The 16,059-nt window shown below is 76.1% G+C and carries 18 protein-coding genes; 7 read left to right on the forward strand and 11 right to left on the reverse strand.

Translation table 11 applies throughout. The annotated features are described in order from the left end of the window. Positions 1–17: 17 nt before the first annotated feature. The 6 genes from ABZ249_RS12655 to nirB all read right to left on the reverse strand — a co-directional run bounded on the left by ABZ249_RS12655 (position 18) and on the right by nirB (position 7,042). Positions 18–749 carry a septal ring lytic transglycosylase RlpA family protein gene (locus tag ABZ249_RS12655; RefSeq protein WP_355261237.1) on the reverse strand — a complete coding sequence of 244 codons (732 nt, stop codon included), beginning with the start codon at positions 747–749 and terminating at the stop codon, positions 18–20. Between the two features lie 288 nt (positions 750–1,037). After that, on the reverse strand, positions 1,038–2,183 hold the full coding sequence (locus tag ABZ249_RS12660) for a protein phosphatase (RefSeq protein WP_355261240.1): 1,146 nt from the start codon (positions 2,181–2,183) through the stop codon (positions 1,038–1,040). Positions 2,184–2,284: 101 nt separating this feature from the next. After that, positions 2,285–2,977, reverse strand: a complete 693-nt coding sequence (locus tag ABZ249_RS12665) for a CbiX/SirB N-terminal domain-containing protein (RefSeq protein WP_355261243.1) — start codon at positions 2,975–2,977, stop codon at positions 2,285–2,287. A 5-nt stretch (positions 2,978–2,982) separates the two neighbouring features. Then, entirely contained in the window at positions 2,983–4,146 is a 1,164-nt protein-coding gene (locus tag ABZ249_RS12670) for a uroporphyrinogen-III synthase (protein WP_220561031.1), read from the reverse strand. Further along, the gene (gene nirD, locus ABZ249_RS12675) at positions 4,143–4,541 is read right to left on the reverse strand and encodes a nitrite reductase small subunit NirD (protein WP_355261247.1); all 399 of its coding nucleotides are present in this window, start codon (positions 4,539–4,541) and stop codon (positions 4,143–4,145) included. The genes ABZ249_RS12670 and nirD overlap by 4 nt, the downstream gene beginning before the upstream one ends. Beyond that, a complete protein-coding gene (gene nirB / locus ABZ249_RS12680; RefSeq protein ID WP_355261250.1) occupies positions 4,538–7,042 on the reverse strand; it encodes a nitrite reductase large subunit NirB in 2,505 nt (834 codons plus the stop codon). Before nirB ends, nirD begins: the two co-directional genes overlap by 4 nt. 215 nt (positions 7,043–7,257) lie before the next feature. Between nirB and ABZ249_RS12685 the strand changes: the two genes are divergently transcribed. Together ABZ249_RS12685 and ABZ249_RS12690 are read left to right on the forward strand one after the other, a co-directional pair. Next, on the forward strand, positions 7,258–8,160 hold the full coding sequence (locus tag ABZ249_RS12685; protein ID WP_355261253.1) for an ADP-ribosylglycohydrolase family protein: 903 nt from the start codon (positions 7,258–7,260) through the stop codon (positions 8,158–8,160). A 155-nt stretch (positions 8,161–8,315) separates the two neighbouring features. Beyond that, the gene (locus ABZ249_RS12690) at positions 8,316–8,798 is read left to right on the forward strand and encodes a DUF6194 family protein (protein ID WP_355261256.1); all 483 of its coding nucleotides are present in this window, start codon (positions 8,316–8,318) and stop codon (positions 8,796–8,798) included. 197 nt (positions 8,799–8,995) lie between these two features. On the opposite strand, the gene ABZ249_RS12695 is transcribed toward ABZ249_RS12690, so the two are convergent. Then, positions 8,996–9,400, reverse strand: coding sequence for a helix-turn-helix domain-containing protein (locus tag ABZ249_RS12695; protein ID WP_220561025.1), 405 nt, complete (start codon positions 9,398–9,400; stop codon positions 8,996–8,998). 85 nt (positions 9,401–9,485) lie between these two features. On the opposite strand from ABZ249_RS12695, the gene ABZ249_RS12700 reads away from it, so the two are divergent. The 3 genes from ABZ249_RS12700 (at position 9,486) to ABZ249_RS12710 (ending at position 11,614) form a co-directional block, all read left to right on the forward strand. Further along, a complete protein-coding gene (locus tag ABZ249_RS12700) occupies positions 9,486–9,662 on the forward strand; it encodes a hypothetical protein (protein ID WP_355261260.1) in 177 nt (58 codons plus the stop codon). A gap of 16 nt (positions 9,663–9,678) precedes the next feature. Further along, positions 9,679–10,320: a DsbA family oxidoreductase gene (locus ABZ249_RS12705; RefSeq protein WP_355261263.1), complete on the forward strand. Its 642-nt coding sequence runs from the start codon at positions 9,679–9,681 to the stop codon at positions 10,318–10,320. Positions 10,321–10,492: 172 nt separating this feature from the next. Then, complete coding sequence (locus ABZ249_RS12710; RefSeq protein WP_355261266.1) at positions 10,493–11,614, forward strand: hypothetical protein; 1,122 nt, start codon at positions 10,493–10,495, stop codon at positions 11,612–11,614. 47 nt (positions 11,615–11,661) lie between these two features. Here the strand turns inward: ABZ249_RS12710 and ABZ249_RS12715 are convergent, their stop codons facing one another. From ABZ249_RS12715 to ABZ249_RS12730, 4 genes are all read right to left on the reverse strand, one after another. Further along, the gene (locus ABZ249_RS12715) at positions 11,662–12,306 is read right to left on the reverse strand and encodes a LysE family translocator (protein ID WP_355261269.1); all 645 of its coding nucleotides are present in this window, start codon (positions 12,304–12,306) and stop codon (positions 11,662–11,664) included. Positions 12,307–12,406: 100 nt separating this feature from the next. Continuing rightward, a complete protein-coding gene (locus ABZ249_RS12720; protein WP_355261272.1) occupies positions 12,407–12,985 on the reverse strand; it encodes a GNAT family protein in 579 nt (192 codons plus the stop codon). After that, positions 12,982–13,575, reverse strand: coding sequence for a hypothetical protein (locus ABZ249_RS12725; protein WP_355261275.1), 594 nt, complete (start codon positions 13,573–13,575; stop codon positions 12,982–12,984). Before ABZ249_RS12725 ends, ABZ249_RS12720 begins: the two co-directional genes overlap by 4 nt. Positions 13,576–13,795: 220 nt before the next feature. Then, the gene (locus ABZ249_RS12730) at positions 13,796–14,389 is read right to left on the reverse strand and encodes a CGNR zinc finger domain-containing protein (protein WP_355261278.1); all 594 of its coding nucleotides are present in this window, start codon (positions 14,387–14,389) and stop codon (positions 13,796–13,798) included. A gap of 84 nt (positions 14,390–14,473) precedes the next feature. Here ABZ249_RS12730 and ABZ249_RS12735 point away from each other — a divergent pair, with 84 nt between their 5' ends. Continuing rightward, entirely contained in the window at positions 14,474–15,367 is an 894-nt protein-coding gene (locus tag ABZ249_RS12735) for an alpha/beta hydrolase (RefSeq protein ID WP_355261281.1), read from the forward strand. Positions 15,368–15,439: 72 nt separating this feature from the next. Further along, positions 15,440–16,006 carry a YciI family protein gene (locus ABZ249_RS12740; RefSeq protein WP_355261284.1) on the forward strand — a complete coding sequence of 189 codons (567 nt, stop codon included), beginning with the start codon at positions 15,440–15,442 and terminating at the stop codon, positions 16,004–16,006. Positions 16,007–16,059: the final 53 nt, after the last annotated feature.

The raw sequence follows: 16,059 nt of genomic DNA on the forward strand, positions 1-16,059 counted from the left end.
GAGGGGCGGGTCGGGGGCTAGGAGACGACCTGCCACTGCACCTGGCCGACACCGGCCCCGGTGCCGATGATCTGGTCGAACGCGGCCGTGGACAGGTCCAGGCAGCGGCCGGCGACGAAGGGCCCTCGGTCGTTGATGCGCACGGTCACCGACTGCCCGTTGTTGGGATTGGTGACCTGCACCATGGTTCCGAAGGGCAGGGTCTTGTGCGCGGCGGTCATCGCGTTGGGGTCGAAGGTCTCGCCGTTGGCGGTGGTGCGGCCCGCGAAGTCGGCCCCGTAAAAGGAGGCCTCGCAGGTGCCGCCCTCCCCGGTGGGCTCGCCGCCGCCCCCGCCGCCGTTGTCGGTGGAGGTGTCCTCCTCCGGCTCCGGCTCGGGCTCTTCCTTGATGTCGGAGGCCTCGGCGCTGGTGGTCTGGGTGGCCCCGGCGACGGCATCCTCGGCCCCCTGGGCGGCCCCGGCGTCCGGCTCGCCCTGCTCCTGGGCGGGGACGAGGGGGTCGGGGTCGGCCTCGGGGACCACGGTGGCGTTGGTGGCGCCCTCGGGGCCCGCGCCGGTGGCCACGACGGCCGCGGTCGCGGTGCCGCCCACGAGCAGGGCCAGGCCGGCGGCGCCGGCGAGGATGAGGGTGCGTTTGCGGCGGGCGCGCTTGGCGGCGACCCGGGGGCCCACGGGCGCGGGTCCGTGGGCGGCGTCGAGGAGCGCGGTGTCCTCGTCGACCGGTGTGGTCTGGGGCTGGTTTTCGCCCACGTCGGAGTCCTTTGAACGGGAACAGGGCAGGGCGGGCCGCTCGGGTGGCCCGTGCACGGCGCCGCCCGGGTGAAGGGGGCGGGGGGTGCGCCGGGTGCACGGCGCCCGCCGGTGCCGGGCCGTACCGGGGCCCGGGCGCGGGGCCGGAGAGGGACCGCCGGGTGGCGTCACGCGGGGTCTGAGCGCAGAGCCTAAGGGGTAACGCTGAGGTCACGGTACCGGAAAGCGACGGTTTGTGGAACTTCTCACGACACCGTTGCGGACGGTCCCTATCCGGTCACGGGTCGGTCATCCGGTGATGCGCGGCTCGGGCAGGTCGGCGCGGCGCGGCGGGATCCCGTCGGGGAACAGGGCGGCGGCCGGGTCGGCCAGGTCGTGGCCGCTGAGGTGGGCGACGGCGCGGGCCAGGGCGGGGTTGTCCAGGTGCCCCCCGACGGTGCGGATGAGCAGGGCCAGGGAGGGCAGCACGGGGGCGCCCAGCCCCGCGGCGGCGTAGCGGGCGGCCACCGCCGGGGTGCGCGAGGCCCCGGCCCAGCAGTGCAGCAGGACGCGTTTGCCCTCGGCGCGCAGGGCGGCGACCGCGGCGGCGGCCTCGTCCAGGGCGAAGTGCAGGTTGGCGTTGGTGCGCGGATTGTCGTGCAGCCACACCCGGACCCAGTCGGCCGGGGCCAGGTGGGGCGCGTCGGTGGGGTGGGTACGGCACAGCGACACCACGGCGTCGACGGTCTCGGGGCGGGCGCGCAGGTGGTCGATGTTGCCCAGCAGGACCTCGGGGTCCAGGGGGTGGGGGACGGCGAAGGGCGGCAGGCGGCGCGGCTCGGCCGCCAGGACGCTGCAGTGGGGCCACAGGTCGGCGCGGGGGCCGCGGACCAGGGCGAAGGTGTCGGCGACCAGGGTGTGGGGGTCCACCGTCCCGGCCAGGACCCGCAGCGCCTGCAGGGGGACGGCGGACAGGCCCCAGCGCGCCCCGGCCAGGGCCCCGGTGTACATGGCGGCCGGGTCGCCGGAGGCGGTGTAGGCGGTCCAGACGGCGTCCACCAGGTGGGTGCAGGCGAAGGAGCCGCGGTGGGGCGCGTGCTCGGGGACGGGGGTGCGGACCAGGGCCCGCCAGGAGGCGCCGCGGGGGTCGTCGACGGGGGCGTGCTCCAGCTCGGGCGAGCGGTCGGGGGCGGCGCCGGTGCGCACCAGGGTGCGCAGGGCGTCGGTCCAGGCCCGGTCCAGGGGGTCGGCGGGCGGCGGGGAGCGGTGGTCCAGCGCGGTACGGGCCAGGGAGGCCAGGCGGGCGGGCGGCGAGGGGGCCGGGTCCAGGAACCGGGCGAGCAGCCCGGGGTCGGCGCCGACCAGGGCCGTTGCGGCGGCGGCCCCGGTCAGGACGCCCATGGCGCGGTCCCAGGCGGGTTCGCGGACGTCGTCGGACACAAGGGGCGTGGGCATGGCGCTGCCTCTCGGGGGGCGGTGGCGGGTCCACCGGGATGTCTTCCCCGTCGGCGGCGGATGCGCACCCGGTTGCCGCAATCGGCCACCCGCCCGGGCGTTCAGACGGGTTGGGGGATGGCGGCCCCGGCGTAGCGGGCGGCGACGGCGTGGGCGACGGCCGCGTCCGGGCACAGGGGGCCGGCCACCACGTCGGCCCCGGACCGTTCCAGCCGCCGCTGGAACAGCCCGGGGGCCAGCAGCCAGGAGGCCACCGCGACGCGCCGGTGCCCGCGGGCGCGCAGCTCGGCGACGCGCTCGGCGACGGTGGGCGCGGCGGTGGCGGCGAACGCGAGGTGGACCGGGGCCTCCAGGCGGCCCGACAGGGCGTCGGCGGCGCGGCGCAGGTCGGCCATGGCGCGGGGGTCGGAGGTCCCCGCGCAGCCCAGGACCACGGCGTCGCCGGGCCGGTACCCGGCGCGGACCAGCCGCCGCACCGCGGTGTCGCGCACGGCCGGGTGGTCGCCCAGGGCGGGGGTGACGACGGCGTCGGCGCGCCCGGCGCGGGCGAGCTGGTCGGGGATGTCGGTACGCACGTGGTAGCCCGCCGCCAGGAACGCCGGCACCACCACCAGGGGGCCCGGGGAGTCGGCGGCGACCCGGCCGACGGTGGGCTCCAGGACGTCGGCGAAGGCCAGACGGGTGGGCACGCGCGTCAGCTCGGCCACCCGCAGCGCCAGGGAGTGGGCGACGGCGGTGCCGCGCGGGTCGCGGGTGCCGTGCAGGGCCAGCAGCAGGGCGGGGTGTCGGTGCACGGTCCTCACTCGCATCCGGGGGTGTCGTCCAGGGCCAGCCGGTAGCCGCGCTTGACGACCGTCTGGATGATCTTGGGGTCGCCCAGCGCGGTGCGCAGCCGCGCCACGGCGGTCTCCACGGCGTGGGCGTCGGCGTCCTCCCCCAGGCAGGTGAGCAGGCGGGTGCGGTCCTGGACCTGGCCGGGGCGGTGGGCCAGGGCGCGCATGAGCCGCATGAGGGTGGGCGAGAGGGTGTGGACGGTGCCGTCGACCAGGACCGCGTGGCCGCGCAGGCGCAGCCGGTGCCCGGCCACGGCCAGGGTCGGGAAGCGCGCGGGCAGCTCCTCGGCCAGGGACCGCACCTGGGCGCCGATCCGGGCGCGCTCGGGCCAGGTGGTGGGGATGTCCTGGGCCATGAGCGGGCGGGCGGTGACCGGACCCACGCACATGGCCAGCACGTCGCGGCGCAGGGCCTGGACGAGGGCGTCGCCGTGACCGGTGGCGCGGGCGCGGGCGAGCAGCCCGGCGGCGGCCGGGGCGCTGGTGAAGGTGACGGCGTCCACTCCCCCGCAGGTGATCGCCTCGATGAGCCGGTCCAGGGGGCCGGTCTGCTCGGGCTGGGTCCACCGGTAGACGGGGATCTCCACGACGTCGGCCCCGGCCAGGCGCAGGGCGGCGGTGAAGTCGGGCAGGGGCTCGCCGTGCAGCTGGATGGCCACGCGCAGCCCCTGGACGCCGCGTTGCAGGAGGTAGTCCAGGACCTCGGCGGAGGACTCCGAGGGCGGGGACCACTCCTCGGTGAGCCCGGCGGCGCGGATGGCGCCCTTGGCCTTGGGGCCGCGGGCGAGCAGGCGGGAGGCGCGCAGGGAGTCCAGCAGGCCGTCGACGGTGCCCCAGGTCTCGCAGGCCTCCACCCAGCCGCGGAAGCCGATGCCGGTGGTGGCGACGACGACGTCGGCGGGGCGGCGGACCAGGTCGTCGGAGACCGCGGCCAGGCGCTGGTCGTCGCTCAAGGGGACGATGCGCAGCGCCGGGGCGGCGATCACCTGGGCGCCCTTGCGGCGCAGCAGGGCGGAGAGCTCGTCGGCGCGGCGGGCCGCGGTGACGGCGACGGTGAACCCGGCCAGGGGCGCGGTGGTGGGCGGGCTCGGGGTGCGCGGGCCGGGGGTGAGCGGCGGGGCGGTGGTCATGTGGTGCCCTCCGTACGGGCCCGGGCGCCGATGCGCACGGTGGTGCCGTCGTCGTGGACGGCCCAGGTGTCCAGGGCCACGTCCGGGTCGTCCAGGCTGCGGCCGGTACGCAGCGAGAAGACGTTCTTGAGCAGGGGCGAGGCGATGGTGGGCTCGCCGGCGCGGTCGCCGACGATGCCGCGGGACAGGACGGCGGCCCCGGTGAAGGGGTCGATGTTGTCGACGGCGTACAGCTCCCCGGTGCGGGTGCGGAACAGGGCGGCCTGGCGGCCGCCGGGCAGCAGGACGGCGACGCCGTCGTCGGGGCGCAGCCGGGCGCTGGGGCAGGCGGCGGTCCAGGCGGAGCCGGTGTCCTCGGCGGCCGGGCGGGCGGCCTCGGTGGCGTAGGCGGTCATGCGTTCTCCCGGGTGCGCAGGGTGGGGATGCCGAGCCCGACGGGCGCGGCGGGGACGGGCTGGTCGCGGGTGGTGGTGAAGGCGATGGTGGGGTCGGGGGTGTCGGGGGCGTTGGCGAAGGACTGGAAGCGGGCCAGCTTGTCGGGGTCGGCCAGGACGGCGGCCCACTCGTCGGTGTAGGAGGCGACGTGGCGGTCCATGGCGGCCTCCAGGTCGGCGGCGATGCCCAGGGAGTCCTCCACGACGACCTCGCGCAGGTGGTCCAGGCCGCCGTCCAGGGCCTCGATCCAGGCGGCGGTGCGCTGGAGGCGGTCGGCGGTGCGGATGTAGAACATCAGGAACCGGTCGATGTAGCGGATGAGGGTGGGCTCGTCCAGGTCCGAGGCCAGCAGGTCGGCGTGGCGGGGGGTGAAGCCGCCGTTGCCGCCGACGTACAGGTTCCAGCCGTGCTCGGTGGCGATGATCCCGAAGTCCTTGCCGCGGGCCTCGGCGCACTCGCGGGCGCACCCGGAGACGGCGGACTTGAGCTTGTGGGGCGAGCGCAGGCCCCGGTAGCGCTCCTCCAGGCGGATGGCCAGCCCCACGGAGTCCTGGACGCCGTAGCGGCACCAGGTGGTGCCCACGCAGGACTTCACGGTGCGCAGCGACTTGCCGTAGGCGTGCCCGGACTCGAACCCGGCCTCGACCAGGCGGGTCCAGATCGCGGGCAGCTGCTCCAGTCGGGCGCCGAACAGGTCGATGCGCTGGCCGCCGGTGATCTTGGTGTAGAGGCCGAAGTCGCGGGCGACCTCGCCGATGACGATGAGCTTGTCGGGGGTGATCTCCCCGCCCGGGATGCGCGGCACGACGGAGTAGGTGCCGTTGCGCTGCATGTTGGCCAGGTGGCGGTCGTTGGTGTCCTGGAGGGAGGCCTGCTCCCCCTCCAGGATGTGGCCGTTGCCCAGGGAGGCCAGGATGGAGGCGACGGCGGGCTTGCAGATGTCGCAGCCGGCGCCGGTGCCGTGGGCCTCGATGAGGGCCGAGAACGTGGTGATGCCGGTGGCGCGCACGATCTCCAGCAGCTCGGCCCGGGAGTGGGCGAAGTGCTCGCACAGGGCCTTGGACTGGGCGATCCCGGCCTTGTCCAGGAGGTTCTTGAGCATGGGCACGCACGAGCCGCAGCTGGTGCCGGCGCGGGTGCACGCCTTCAGGGCGGGGACGTCGTGGTTGCCGTCGCAGATGGCCTGGGCGATGGCGCCCTTGGTGACGGCGTTGCAGGAGCAGATCTGCGCCGAGTCGGGCAGGGCGTCGGCGCCCAGGGCCTCGCCCTGGGGGGTGATCAGGGCCAGCGGGTCGCCGGGCAGGGGCGAGCCCACCAGGGGGCGCAGGGTGGCGTAGGCGGTGGCGTCGCCCACCAGGACGCCGCCCAGCAGGGTGGTGGCGTCGTCGGACAGGACGAGCTTGGCGTAGCGGCCGGTGGCGGCGTCGTTGACCACCACGTCCAGGCAGTCGGCGGTGCGGCCGTGGGCGTCGCCGAAGCTGGCCACGTCCACGCCCAGCAGCTTGAGCTTGGTGGAGGTGTCGGCGCCGGTGAAGGTGGCCCGCCCGCCGACGAGGCGGTCGGCCAGGACCTCGGCCATGGCGTTGCCGGGGGCGATGAGCCCGTAGACGGTGCCGCGGTGGCAGGCGGCCTCGCCGATGGCGTGGATGCGGGCGTCGGAGGTGGTGCAGGTGTCGTCGACGGTGATGCCGCCGCGTTCGCCCACGTCCAGTCCGGCCGCGCGGGCGAGCTCGTCGCGGGGGCGGATGCCCACGGAGAAGACGACCAGGTCGGTGTCCAGGCGGGTGCCGTCGGCCAGGAGCAGGCGGGCGGCGCGGCCGTCGGGGCCGGCCTCCACGGCGGTGGAGGCGGCGCCGGTGTGGACGTGCACGCCCAGGTCGGAGACGAGCCCGGCGAGCAGCGATCCGGCGCCCTCGTCGATCTGGGCGGGCATCAGGTGGGGCGCGAGTTCCACCACGTGGGCGTCCATGCCCAGCAGGCGCAGGGCGTTGGCGGCCTCCAGGCCCAGCAGGCCGCCGCCGATGACGACGCCGGTGCGGGCCCCGGCGCGGGCGGCCGCGGTGATGGCCTCCAGGTCCTCGATGGTGCGGTAGACGTGGCAGCCGGGCAGGTCGTGTCCGGGCACGGGGGGCACGAAGGGGCTGGAGCCGGTGGCCAGGACGAGCCGGTCGTAGGCCAGGGTGCGCCCCGAGGCCGTGGTGACGGTGCGGGCGGCGCGGTCGACGGCGGTGGCCCGCTCGTCGACGTGCACGTCCACGGCGGGGCCGGACAGGTCGCCCAGGGACAGGTCCTCGGCGGTGGCGCCGTCGAAGTAGGAGGACAGGGCGACGCGGTCGTAGGCGGTGCGGGGCTCCTCGCCCACGACGGTGATGTGCCAGTGGCCCGCCGCGTCGCGGTCGCGCAGGGCCTCGACGAGTCGGTGGCCGACCATGCCGTTGCCGATGACGACGAGTTCTTCCATGGGGGTGTTCCTCCCGGTGCGGTTGCGTTTCAGGCAACCTCCGAGGTGTTACCCGGGCGTTGGGCGATGGTGTCGGGCATGTTTCGTTGTGCTGTCACCGCAGGTGGGAGCCGAGTGATGGGGGCATAGTGCGAGCGTGGGCGGGGTCGCGGGCCCCGGTGGGACCTCGGTCACACCCTGTTCGGGAGGGCGCGGGTGGGGGAGGATGGCGGGCGATGACCACCTCTCCGCTCTCCTTCGACGCCGCCGAGCGCGCCCGCCGCGCACTGTCCAGCCTGTCCGCCCTGGCCGTGGGCGACGCCTTCGGATCCCAGTTCTTCGTGCCCGGCAACCGGTTCCGGCACCGCGCCCGGGAGCTGCCCGAGGGGGTGTGGTCGTGGACCGACGACACCGAGATGGCCGCGTCGGTGTACCGGGAGGTCGTCCGGCACGGGGAGGTGGACGCCGACCGGCTGGCGGGGTCCTTCGCCGCCCACCACGACTTCGACCGCGGGTACGGGCCCGCCACCGGCCGCCTGCTGCGGCTGGTGCGCGAGGGCGCCGACCACCGGGACCTGGCGGCGGGCCTGTTCGACGGGGCCGGGTCGTGGGGCAACGGCGCGGCGATGCGGGTGGCGCCGCTGGGCGCGTTCTTCGCCGACGACCCCGGGGCCGCGGCCGGGTGGGCGGCGGTGAGCGCGCGCGTCACCCACACCCACCCCGAGGCGGTGGACGGGGCGGTCGCGGTGGCGGTGGCCGCCGCCCTGGTGGCACGGGGCGAGGCGGGGGCTCCGGGGACGTTCCTGGGCCGGGTGGCCGACCTGCTGCCCCGGGGCGCGCTGCGGGAGGGGGTGCGGGCCGCGCGAGCGCTGCTCATCGTGCCCGAGCCCGTGGGCGCGGCCCACCGGCTGGGCAACGGCTCGCGGGTGCGGGCCCTGGACACGGTGCCGTTCGCGCTGTGGGTGGCGGCCAAGCACCTGCGCGCGCCGCTGGAGCCGGCGCTGTGGGCCGCGGTCGCGCCGGGCGGCGACATGGACACCGTGGCCGCGATCGTGGGCGGGGTGCTGGGCGCGGACCCGGCGGCGGCCCCGCGGTGGGCCGACCGGGTGGAGGCGCTGCCCGCCTGGGCGCTGGACTGACCGGCCGCCCTGGTCCGCGTTTGGAGGGTTTCGGGGACCCCACCCCCGGTTCCACGAGGTGAATGCGGCTCCAGGGTTCCGAAAGGAGTTCAAGGCCACGATGGAAGGTACGGGCCGCCGACCGGGGCCCGTGGACCGACCGGAAGGGGCCTGCCATGACCCAGGACGAGATCATCGCGTTCATCGAAGGACTGCCGGAGGTGGGCACCGTGCGGGCCGGCCCCGAGAACGGGGCGCCGGAGGCGGCGTGGGGGGACGTGTTCTTCTTCCACGAGCCCGGCGGCGACCCCGAACGGCGGCGGAACATGCCGTTCGCGACGGTGGTGGCCTCGGACTACCCCGGGTTCGACACCGCCTCCCGGCTGGACCGGCCCGGGGTGTTCCGGGTGAACATCGCGGTGGGGCGGGAGCTGTTCGAGGAGCTGGTGGGGTACCCGCCGGCCGCGCACGCCGAGCACGCCGACGGGACGGACCCCTCGCAGGCGGACCGGATCATCGCCCACCCGCTGTACGCGGCCCAGGGGTGGGTGGCGGTCGTGTGCCCCGGCGAGGCGACCTCGGAGCGGGTGCGCGCACTGGTGCGGGCGGCGCGCGAGGCGGACGCGGCGCGCAGCGCCCGCCGCACCGGCGGCGCCTGAGAACCGCCGCACCGCGACCCGGCGGCCGCGGGCCTTCGGGGCGGGGCGTCCGGGAAGGGGCGCAGGGCGTGTTCGTTGGACGCCCTCGTCTGGTTCGGCGCCCGCCCCGAGTGCCGGGGGCGTTCGTCGGGGTCGGGCGCCCGGGCACGGGCGCAGCGGCGAGAGGCGGCCCGGCGGGATGATCCGCCGGACCCGTCCTAAGCCCCGGGCCGCTCGCGATCGTGGCGTTCGCGGGCGGCCCGGACGTCCTCCCGGTGCTCGACGGCCCACCGGTCCAGCGCGGTCAGGGGTTCGAGCAGGGTGCGGCCCAGGCCGGTGAGGGAGTACTCCACCCGCGGGGGGACGCTGGCGTGGGCGGTGCGCTCCACCAGGCCGTCGCGGACCAGGGCGCGCAGGGTGAGGGTGAGCATGCGCTGGCTGATGCCGTCGATGGTGCGGTGCAGCTCGCTGTAGCGGTGGGTGCGCCGACCCAGCAGCACGATGACGAGCACGCTCCACTTGTCGCCGATGCGGTCCAGGACCTCCCGGACCGGGCAGTCGTCGGGGTTCACGGCGGGGCCGACACCCTCCCCCGGGGGAACACGGGTGTTCGTTGCGGACATTGAAGTGCCTCCTTGTCCCTGACCTGCGACTCCCCCATACTCACTGATAATGTGGTTACGCACAATATGTAAGTGAGGGGGCGTCGTGGACGAGGACACCGAGCGGACCGCGCCGCAGCAGGCCACCGGCACCACCGACGGGCGCGAGGCCGCCCCCGCGGACCCGGCACCGCCCGCGACACCGCCCCTGGCCATGGTCACGGGCCTGGTGACGGTGGGGACCGAGGACGCGCCCGCGTGCTCGGACGGCGTGTGCTGGTGAGTGGGGAGTTCGTTCCGTGCAGGTAGAGATCTGGTCCGACATCGTCTGCCCGTGGTGCTACATCGGCAAGCGCCGCTTCGAGAGGGCGCTGGAGTCCTTCGCGCACGCCGACGAGGTCGAGGTCACCTGGCGCAGCTTCCAGCTCGACCCCGGCTTCGCCAAGGGCGAGAGCATCCCCGTCTACGACGCGCTGTCCAAGAAGATGGGCGCCCCGCGCGAGCAGGTGCGCGCCATGACCGAGCAGGTCACCCGGGTCGCCGCCGAGGAGGGGCTGGAGTACGACTTCGCCTCCGGCGTCATGGTCAACACCTTCGACGCCCACCGCCTGGTCCACCTGGCCCAGGGCAGGGGCCTGGGCGACGCCGCCCACGAGGCGTTCATGAACGCCCAGCTGGTGCGGGCCGAGGACCTCTCCGACCCCGAGACCCTGGTGAAGATCGCCGTGGAGATCGGCCTGGAGGAGGACGAGGCCCGCGAGGTGCTGGCCGGGGACGCCTACACCGCCGAGGTGAACGCCGACATCGACGCCGCCCGGCGGCTGGGCGCGACCGGGGTGCCGTTCTTCGTGATCGACCGCGCCTTCGGGGTGTCCGGCGCCCAGCCGGTGGAGGTGTTCGCCTCCGCCCTGGAGAAGGCCCACCAGGCCTCCCGCGGCTGACCCCGGCCCCACCGCGCCGACGGCCCCGCCCCCGGTCCCCCGGGCGCGGGGCCGTCGGCGCGGCGCCCTCCCCCGGACGGGGGAGGCGGCTCCCCCGCGCAGGTGAGGACCGCCCGGCCCCGCGCCGACAGGCTTGGTGGAGAAGACACCGCACGCCTGTGAGGAGCACGCCGTGAACACCTCGGCACCCCCCGCCGTACCCGGGACCGCATCCGCCGCCCGGACCGCACCGATCACCTGGGCCGTCCTGGCCTGGTCCGCGGTCGCCCTCGCCCTGGGCCTGGGCTGGGCCGCCGGCCTGCTGCCGCCGGGGGTCCCCGACGGCGACGGGTTCGGCTCCCTGTACGGGCGCTGGGGCGCCGGCGCGGCCGCCTGGACCACCCTGGCCCTGGGGGCCGCGGGCACCGCGACCGCCCTGCTGATGATGCGCCCGGGCCGCGGCGGCCGGGCGGTGGCCTACGCCGCCTGGGGCATGTCGGCGGCCGTGGTGGCGCTGTTCGTGACCGGGAGCCTGCTGGCGTTCCTGGGGTACACGATGATCATGCCGGTGGCGGGCTGGTTCGTGCCCGGCCTGGCCGGGATGTGGATCACCCAGATGATGCTGCCGGAGAACCTGGGCCTGTTCTTCTTCGCCGCCGGCGCGGCGCTGTGGGCGGTGGCCGGGCTCTCGGCCCTGCGGGCCGCGCGCGGCGCCTGCCCGGACTGCGGACGCGCCCACGACTGGACCCCGCACGCCGAGCACGCCACCCGGGTGCGGGCGCTGCGGGCGGGCCGGATCGCGGTCCTGGTCGCCTGCCTGAGCGCCCTGCTGTACCCGTCGATCCGGTTCCCCTGGCTGTTCGGCATCACCCCGGGCATGGGCGAGGGCTTCGCCGAGGAGCTGCGGGCCGACCCGGGCACCCTGTTCATCGGGGTCGGCCTGGGCTCGGCGGGAGTGGTCGGCGCCGTGCTGATGCTGGGGCTGGTGCAGCGCTGGGGCGTGCGGTTCCCGTTCTGGATGGTCGGCCTGGCGGGCCGCCGGGTGCCGGTGGCGCTGGCGGTGGTCCCGGCGACCGCGGTCGCGGTCGCGCTGATCGCCATGGGGCGCAGCGTCATCGTGCAGTTCGCCCTGGACCAGGTGGGCATGACGAGCTCGTCGGCGCTGCACACCGCGATCTTCATGTCGATGGCGGTGTGGGGCGTGGCCCTGGCCGCGGCGGTGGCGGCCTACGCGGTGCGCCGCCGCGCCGAGTGCGGGACCTGCGAGCGCGGCCTGCCCGAGGCCGAGCCGCGCGACCTGCGCACCGCCGCCTGAGAGGCCCCGCGGCCCCGGTCCCCGCACGGGGGCCGGGGCCGCCCGCGTCAGCGGCCGTGGACGGCCATCCGGACGCCCAGGCCGACCAGCACCGTCCCGCTGACGGCATCCGACCAGCGGCGGACCGCCGGGCGCCGGAACCACTCCCCCGCGCGGCCGACCACGGCGGCCAGCCCCAGGTACAGGGCGATCTCCACGGCCACCTGGAGCAGCGCCAGCAGGGCGGTCGTGGCGAACAGCGGCCGGTCCGCCGGGACGAACTGCGGATAGAACGCGACCATGAACGCGGCGGCCTTGGGGTTGGCCAGCATCACCAGGAACCCCTCCCCGAAGGCCCGCCACCAGGCCCGGGCCGCCTCCCGCGGCGGGGGCGCGTCGACGGGGCCGGCCCCGGCGGGGCCGCGCCGGGCGGACAGCAGCGCCTTCACCCCCAGGTACAGCAGGAAGGCCGCACCGGCCACGCGCAGGACGAGGTAGGCGGCCTCGGAGGCCGCCACCAGGGCGGCCAGGCCGGCGCCGACGCACAGCGCCCACACGTACAGGCCCGCCTCCAGGCCCAGGACCGTGGGCACGGCCCCGGGCAGGCCGCGCTGCGCGGCACGGCGCATGATCAGCACCATCGCGGGTCCGGGGGAGGCGGAGATGAGCACCACGGCGACGAGGAACGCGGGCAGGGAGGTCGTCAGGTCCATGCCCCCTATGACACCCCTCCCCCGCCCGCGGCACAATCCGGTTTCCCCGGCGGCCCTTCCGCGGGTCCCGTCCGGCGAAGGCCGCGCGGGGGACGGCCGGTCAGGGGCGGGGGTCCCCGGCCAGGCGGGCGTACAGGTACAGGTCGCGGCGCTCGCCGCCGATCTCCTGCCACCGGCGCATCAGGCCCTCCCGGCGGAACCCGGCGGCCCCGGCCACCCGCAGCGACCCGGTGTTCCACGGCTCGATCGCCAGCTCCAGCCGGGGCACCCCCAGGGCGTCGTGCGCCCAGGCGGAGGCCAGGCGCAGGGCGTGGGCGGCGGCACCGCACCCCCGGTGGCCCGGGGCCACCCAGTAGCCGAGGGAGGCGCGGCCCTCGGACGCGTCGCGCAGCGACAGGGTGATCCCGCCGACCCCGCGCCCGGTGCGGGTGTCGGCGATCACCAGCGGGACGCCGATCCCGCGGGAGAGCACCAGCGCCCGGCTCTCGATGTACCGGCGGGCGGCGGCCTCGTCACAGGGGTCGGGGAGCGTGGTGACGCTGACGGTGTAGGGGTCGGCGGCCGCCGCCACGACCAGGGGCAGGTCGGCCTCCTCCCACAGTCGCAGCAGGAAGGGCGAGGGCCCCGGCGGGGGCGGTGGCGGCAGGAGGGGCGCGCCGCCGGGCCGCGCTCCGGTCAACTGAAGAAGCCCGCCACGCCCCGGCCGGCCGCGTCGGCGGCCCGACACCACCCCATGCAGGACTCGGCGGCCTGGAGGACATCGGGGTCGAGCGCGGCCTTGGCCCCGTCGTCGGCGGCGCCCCACTGCTCCAGGGCCTTGCGGCACCGCTCGGTGCTCCACTCGCCGTAGCCGGGGACGAAGTCCGAGGGCGCGGGGACCGGGTCGGGCGCGCGGCCGTAGCCGAACTCCGCGACGCTCACCGCGGTCACCCCCACCGCCCCGAGCCCCTCGTCGACGGTCTCGGGCCACCCGGCCCGCATCGGGGAGAAGTCGTTGTTGTCCAGGTACCGGCCGTGGAACTCGCAGATCCACTTGTAGGCGTAGTTGTACATGGTGCCCTGGTCCGGCTCGAAGGGTCCGCCCTCGATGACCGCGCGGATCGCGTCGCGGACGGGGAGGAGGTCCAGGCCGGAGAACTGGGCGTCGAAGTGCTCCAGGTGCTGCTTGAACCGGCCGCCGATCATCCGCCGCAGCTTGTCGTCCCCCGAACCCACGGAGGCGTGCAGGACATCGAGGTCGACCACGTAGGCCGTCAGCGCGTAACTCATGCGGGAACGCTACCGGCCCCCGCCGACACCGCGCCCCGGACGGTCGCGCCCCCACGGACGGCGGGAGCGGACCGGGCCCCGCCCCGACACACCGGACCGCGCTCGCGGTGCCGGTGCCCGCCCCACCGACGGTGAGCCTTCGCATCGGGTCCGCCCTCCGCGCCCGGGGTCCGGACACACCAGTCGGCCGGCGCCGGCCCGCGCAGGCGGCCCGCTCGGATCAGGACGGCTCGGAACCGGCCGGCGCCGCCCTGTGGCGCCGGTAGTAGCGGGCGACGCGGGCGCGGTTGCCGCAGCGGGAGGGCGAGCACCAGCGGCGCCGGGGGTGGGCGGGCAGGAACAGCATCACGCAACCCTGCGCCTCGCACCGCTTGATCCCGGCGGCCCCCGGCCCGGTGACGAGATCCGCCGCGGCCTCGGCGAACACCGCCGCCAGCACCGCCCCCGCCGGTCCGGAACGGCAGGTCACAGCCCTCACCCCGGTGCCGTCCCGGTGCAGTTCGCGCACGGGCGGCGCGGCGCGCTGGGCGGCGTTGAGCCCGGCCAGGGCCGCCCGGGGCGGGGCCACCCCCTCCAGCAGGGCGTCCACCACCGCCCCGGTGTCGGCGCGCACCGCGTGCAGGGCGGCCAGGTCCGCGGCGGTGGCGGGACCCCGGGCCTCGGCGGGCAGGCGGTCCGCCTCCAGGGACAGCCAGGCGGCCAGCAGCCCGGGGGTGGCGATCAGGTCCGTACGGCGTCCGTCCGGGCCCGCGGGCCGGGTGTTGACCAGGTCCAGGGCCAGGGGTTCTCCGGTGAGGGGTCCGCGCTCATCCATGGACTAATGCTACATGGCGGCATTGACCCATTAGCCGAAACCGGAGTAGAACTAATGCATCTTCTCCACAGGAAGGCATGTGACATGTCCGTTCGCACCGCCCCGCCGCTCGCACTCCCCGCCCGGACCGCCCACCGCCGCGTCACCGTCGCCGGGGCGGACGTCTTCTACCGCGAGTCCCTCCCCGAGGCCGAGGACGCCCCGACCCTGCTGCTCCTGCACGGCTTCCCGTCCGGCTCACACCAGTTCCGCCGCCTCATCGACGCCCTGGGGCGGCGGTACCGGCTGATCGCCCCGGACTACCCGGGCTTCGGGCGCACCCGGGAACCGGAGGGGTTCGCCCACACCTTCGACCGCCTGGCCGACGTCGTGGACGCGTTCACCGACGCGCTGGGACTGGAGCGGTACGCGCTCTACATGTTCGACTTCGGGGCACCGGTGGGATTCCGCCACGCCCTGCGGCACCCCGAGCGGATCACCGGCCTGGTGGTGCAGAACGGCAACGCCTACGAGGAGGGCCTGTCGGAGGGGGCGCGGGACTTCATCGCCCTGACGCCGGACGCCCCCGGCGCACGGGATGCCGTCCTGGGACTGCTCACCCCGCAGGGCATCCGCGGCCAGTACGAGACCGGGGCTGCCGCACCGGAGCTGATCGACCCGGACGGCCCGCTGCTGGACGCCGCGTTCTTCGACCGCCCCGGACGCGAGCGGGCCCAGCTGGCGCTGGCCTTCGACTACAAGAACAACGTGGCCGCCTACCCGGCCTGGCAGGCGTGGCTGCGCGGGCACCGGCCGCCGACGCTGATCACGTGGGGCGCCCGGGACCCCTTCTTCCCGGAGCCGGGCGCGCGGGCGTACCTGCGGGACGTGCCCGACGCCGAACTGCACCTGTTCGACACCGGACACTTCGCACTGGAGGACCACCTGGGGGCCATCGCGCCGCTGGTCGCCGACTTCCTGGACCGGCTCCCGCGGTGAGGGCCCGCTCCCCGGTGTCCCCGACGCGACCCCGGCCGCTCCCGGAGGGGGCCTCCCGTGAAGAATGAGGCCATGGAGTTCTTCTGTTACCACCGCGACCGGCGGGGATCCCTGGCCCTGCGCGAAGAATTGCTGGAAGCGCACTGGTCCTACATGGACCGGTTCGCCGAGGGGATGATCGCGCGCGGGCCGACGTTCGCCGAGGACGGGGAGACGCCGACCGGCAGCGTGCACATCGTGGACCTGCCGGACGCGGCGGCCGCCCGGGAGTTCGCCTTCGCGGAGCCGAACTACCAGGCGGGGGCGTACCGGGACGTGCTGCTGCGCCGGTGGCGCAACCTGCTGGGACGCACCATGTGGGACTTCCCGCGGGCCGAGGGCGGAGGCGATGACGGCCACCTGTTCCTGTTGCTCGGGCTGGGCCCCGAGCACACCGGGGGCGCACCGGACACCGCGGTGCCCGACGACCGGGACGCACTGGTCGCCTACGGGCCGCTGCTGTCCGACGACGGAACGGTCCGGGTGGGGACGGCGACGCTGGTACGGGCCGCCGACGCCGGGGCCGCGCGGACCGTGCTGGACGGGGAGCGGTACGCCGAGGTCGAGGTCCACCCGTGGGAGTTCGGCGGGCGCCGCTGAACCGGGGCGGGCCCGCACGGCGGTAAACCGCTGGCCGCGCCGGAACGGCCGAT

It is taken from the genome of Nocardiopsis sp. NPDC006139 (assembly GCF_040614155.1).
Lineage (GTDB): Bacteria > Actinomycetota > Actinomycetes > Streptosporangiales > Streptosporangiaceae > Nocardiopsis > Nocardiopsis changdeensis.

Bases quoted from the DNA above. Each gene is read 5' to 3' on its own strand.
- ABZ249_RS12660 (WP_355261240.1), bottom strand. From the start codon at position 2,183: ATGCCCACGCCCCTTGTGTCCGACGACGTCCGCGAACCCGCCTGGGAC.
- ABZ249_RS12670 (WP_220561031.1), bottom strand. From the start codon at position 4,146: ATGACCACCGCCCCGCCGCTCACCCCCGGCCCGCGCACCCCGAGCCCG.
- nirD (WP_355261247.1), bottom strand. From the start codon at position 4,541: ATGACCGCCTACGCCACCGAGGCCGCCCGCCCGGCCGCCGAGGACACC.
- nirB (WP_355261250.1), bottom strand. From the start codon at position 7,042: ATGGAAGAACTCGTCGTCATCGGCAACGGCATGGTCGGCCACCGACTC.
- ABZ249_RS12685 (WP_355261253.1), top strand. From the start codon at position 7,258: ATGACCACCTCTCCGCTCTCCTTCGACGCCGCCGAGCGCGCCCGCCGC.
- ABZ249_RS12690 (WP_355261256.1), top strand. From the start codon at position 8,316: ATGACCCAGGACGAGATCATCGCGTTCATCGAAGGACTGCCGGAGGTG.
- ABZ249_RS12695 (WP_220561025.1), bottom strand. From the start codon at position 9,400: ATGTCCGCAACGAACACCCGTGTTCCCCCGGGGGAGGGTGTCGGCCCC.
- ABZ249_RS12715 (WP_355261269.1), bottom strand. From the start codon at position 12,306: ATGGACCTGACGACCTCCCTGCCCGCGTTCCTCGTCGCCGTGGTGCTC.
- ABZ249_RS12725 (WP_355261275.1), bottom strand. From the start codon at position 13,575: ATGAGTTACGCGCTGACGGCCTACGTGGTCGACCTCGATGTCCTGCAC.
- ABZ249_RS12730 (WP_355261278.1), bottom strand. From the start codon at position 14,389: ATGGATGAGCGCGGACCCCTCACCGGAGAACCCCTGGCCCTGGACCTG.
- ABZ249_RS12735 (WP_355261281.1), top strand. From the start codon at position 14,474: ATGTCCGTTCGCACCGCCCCGCCGCTCGCACTCCCCGCCCGGACCGCC.
- ABZ249_RS12740 (WP_355261284.1), top strand. From the start codon at position 15,440: ATGGAGTTCTTCTGTTACCACCGCGACCGGCGGGGATCCCTGGCCCTG.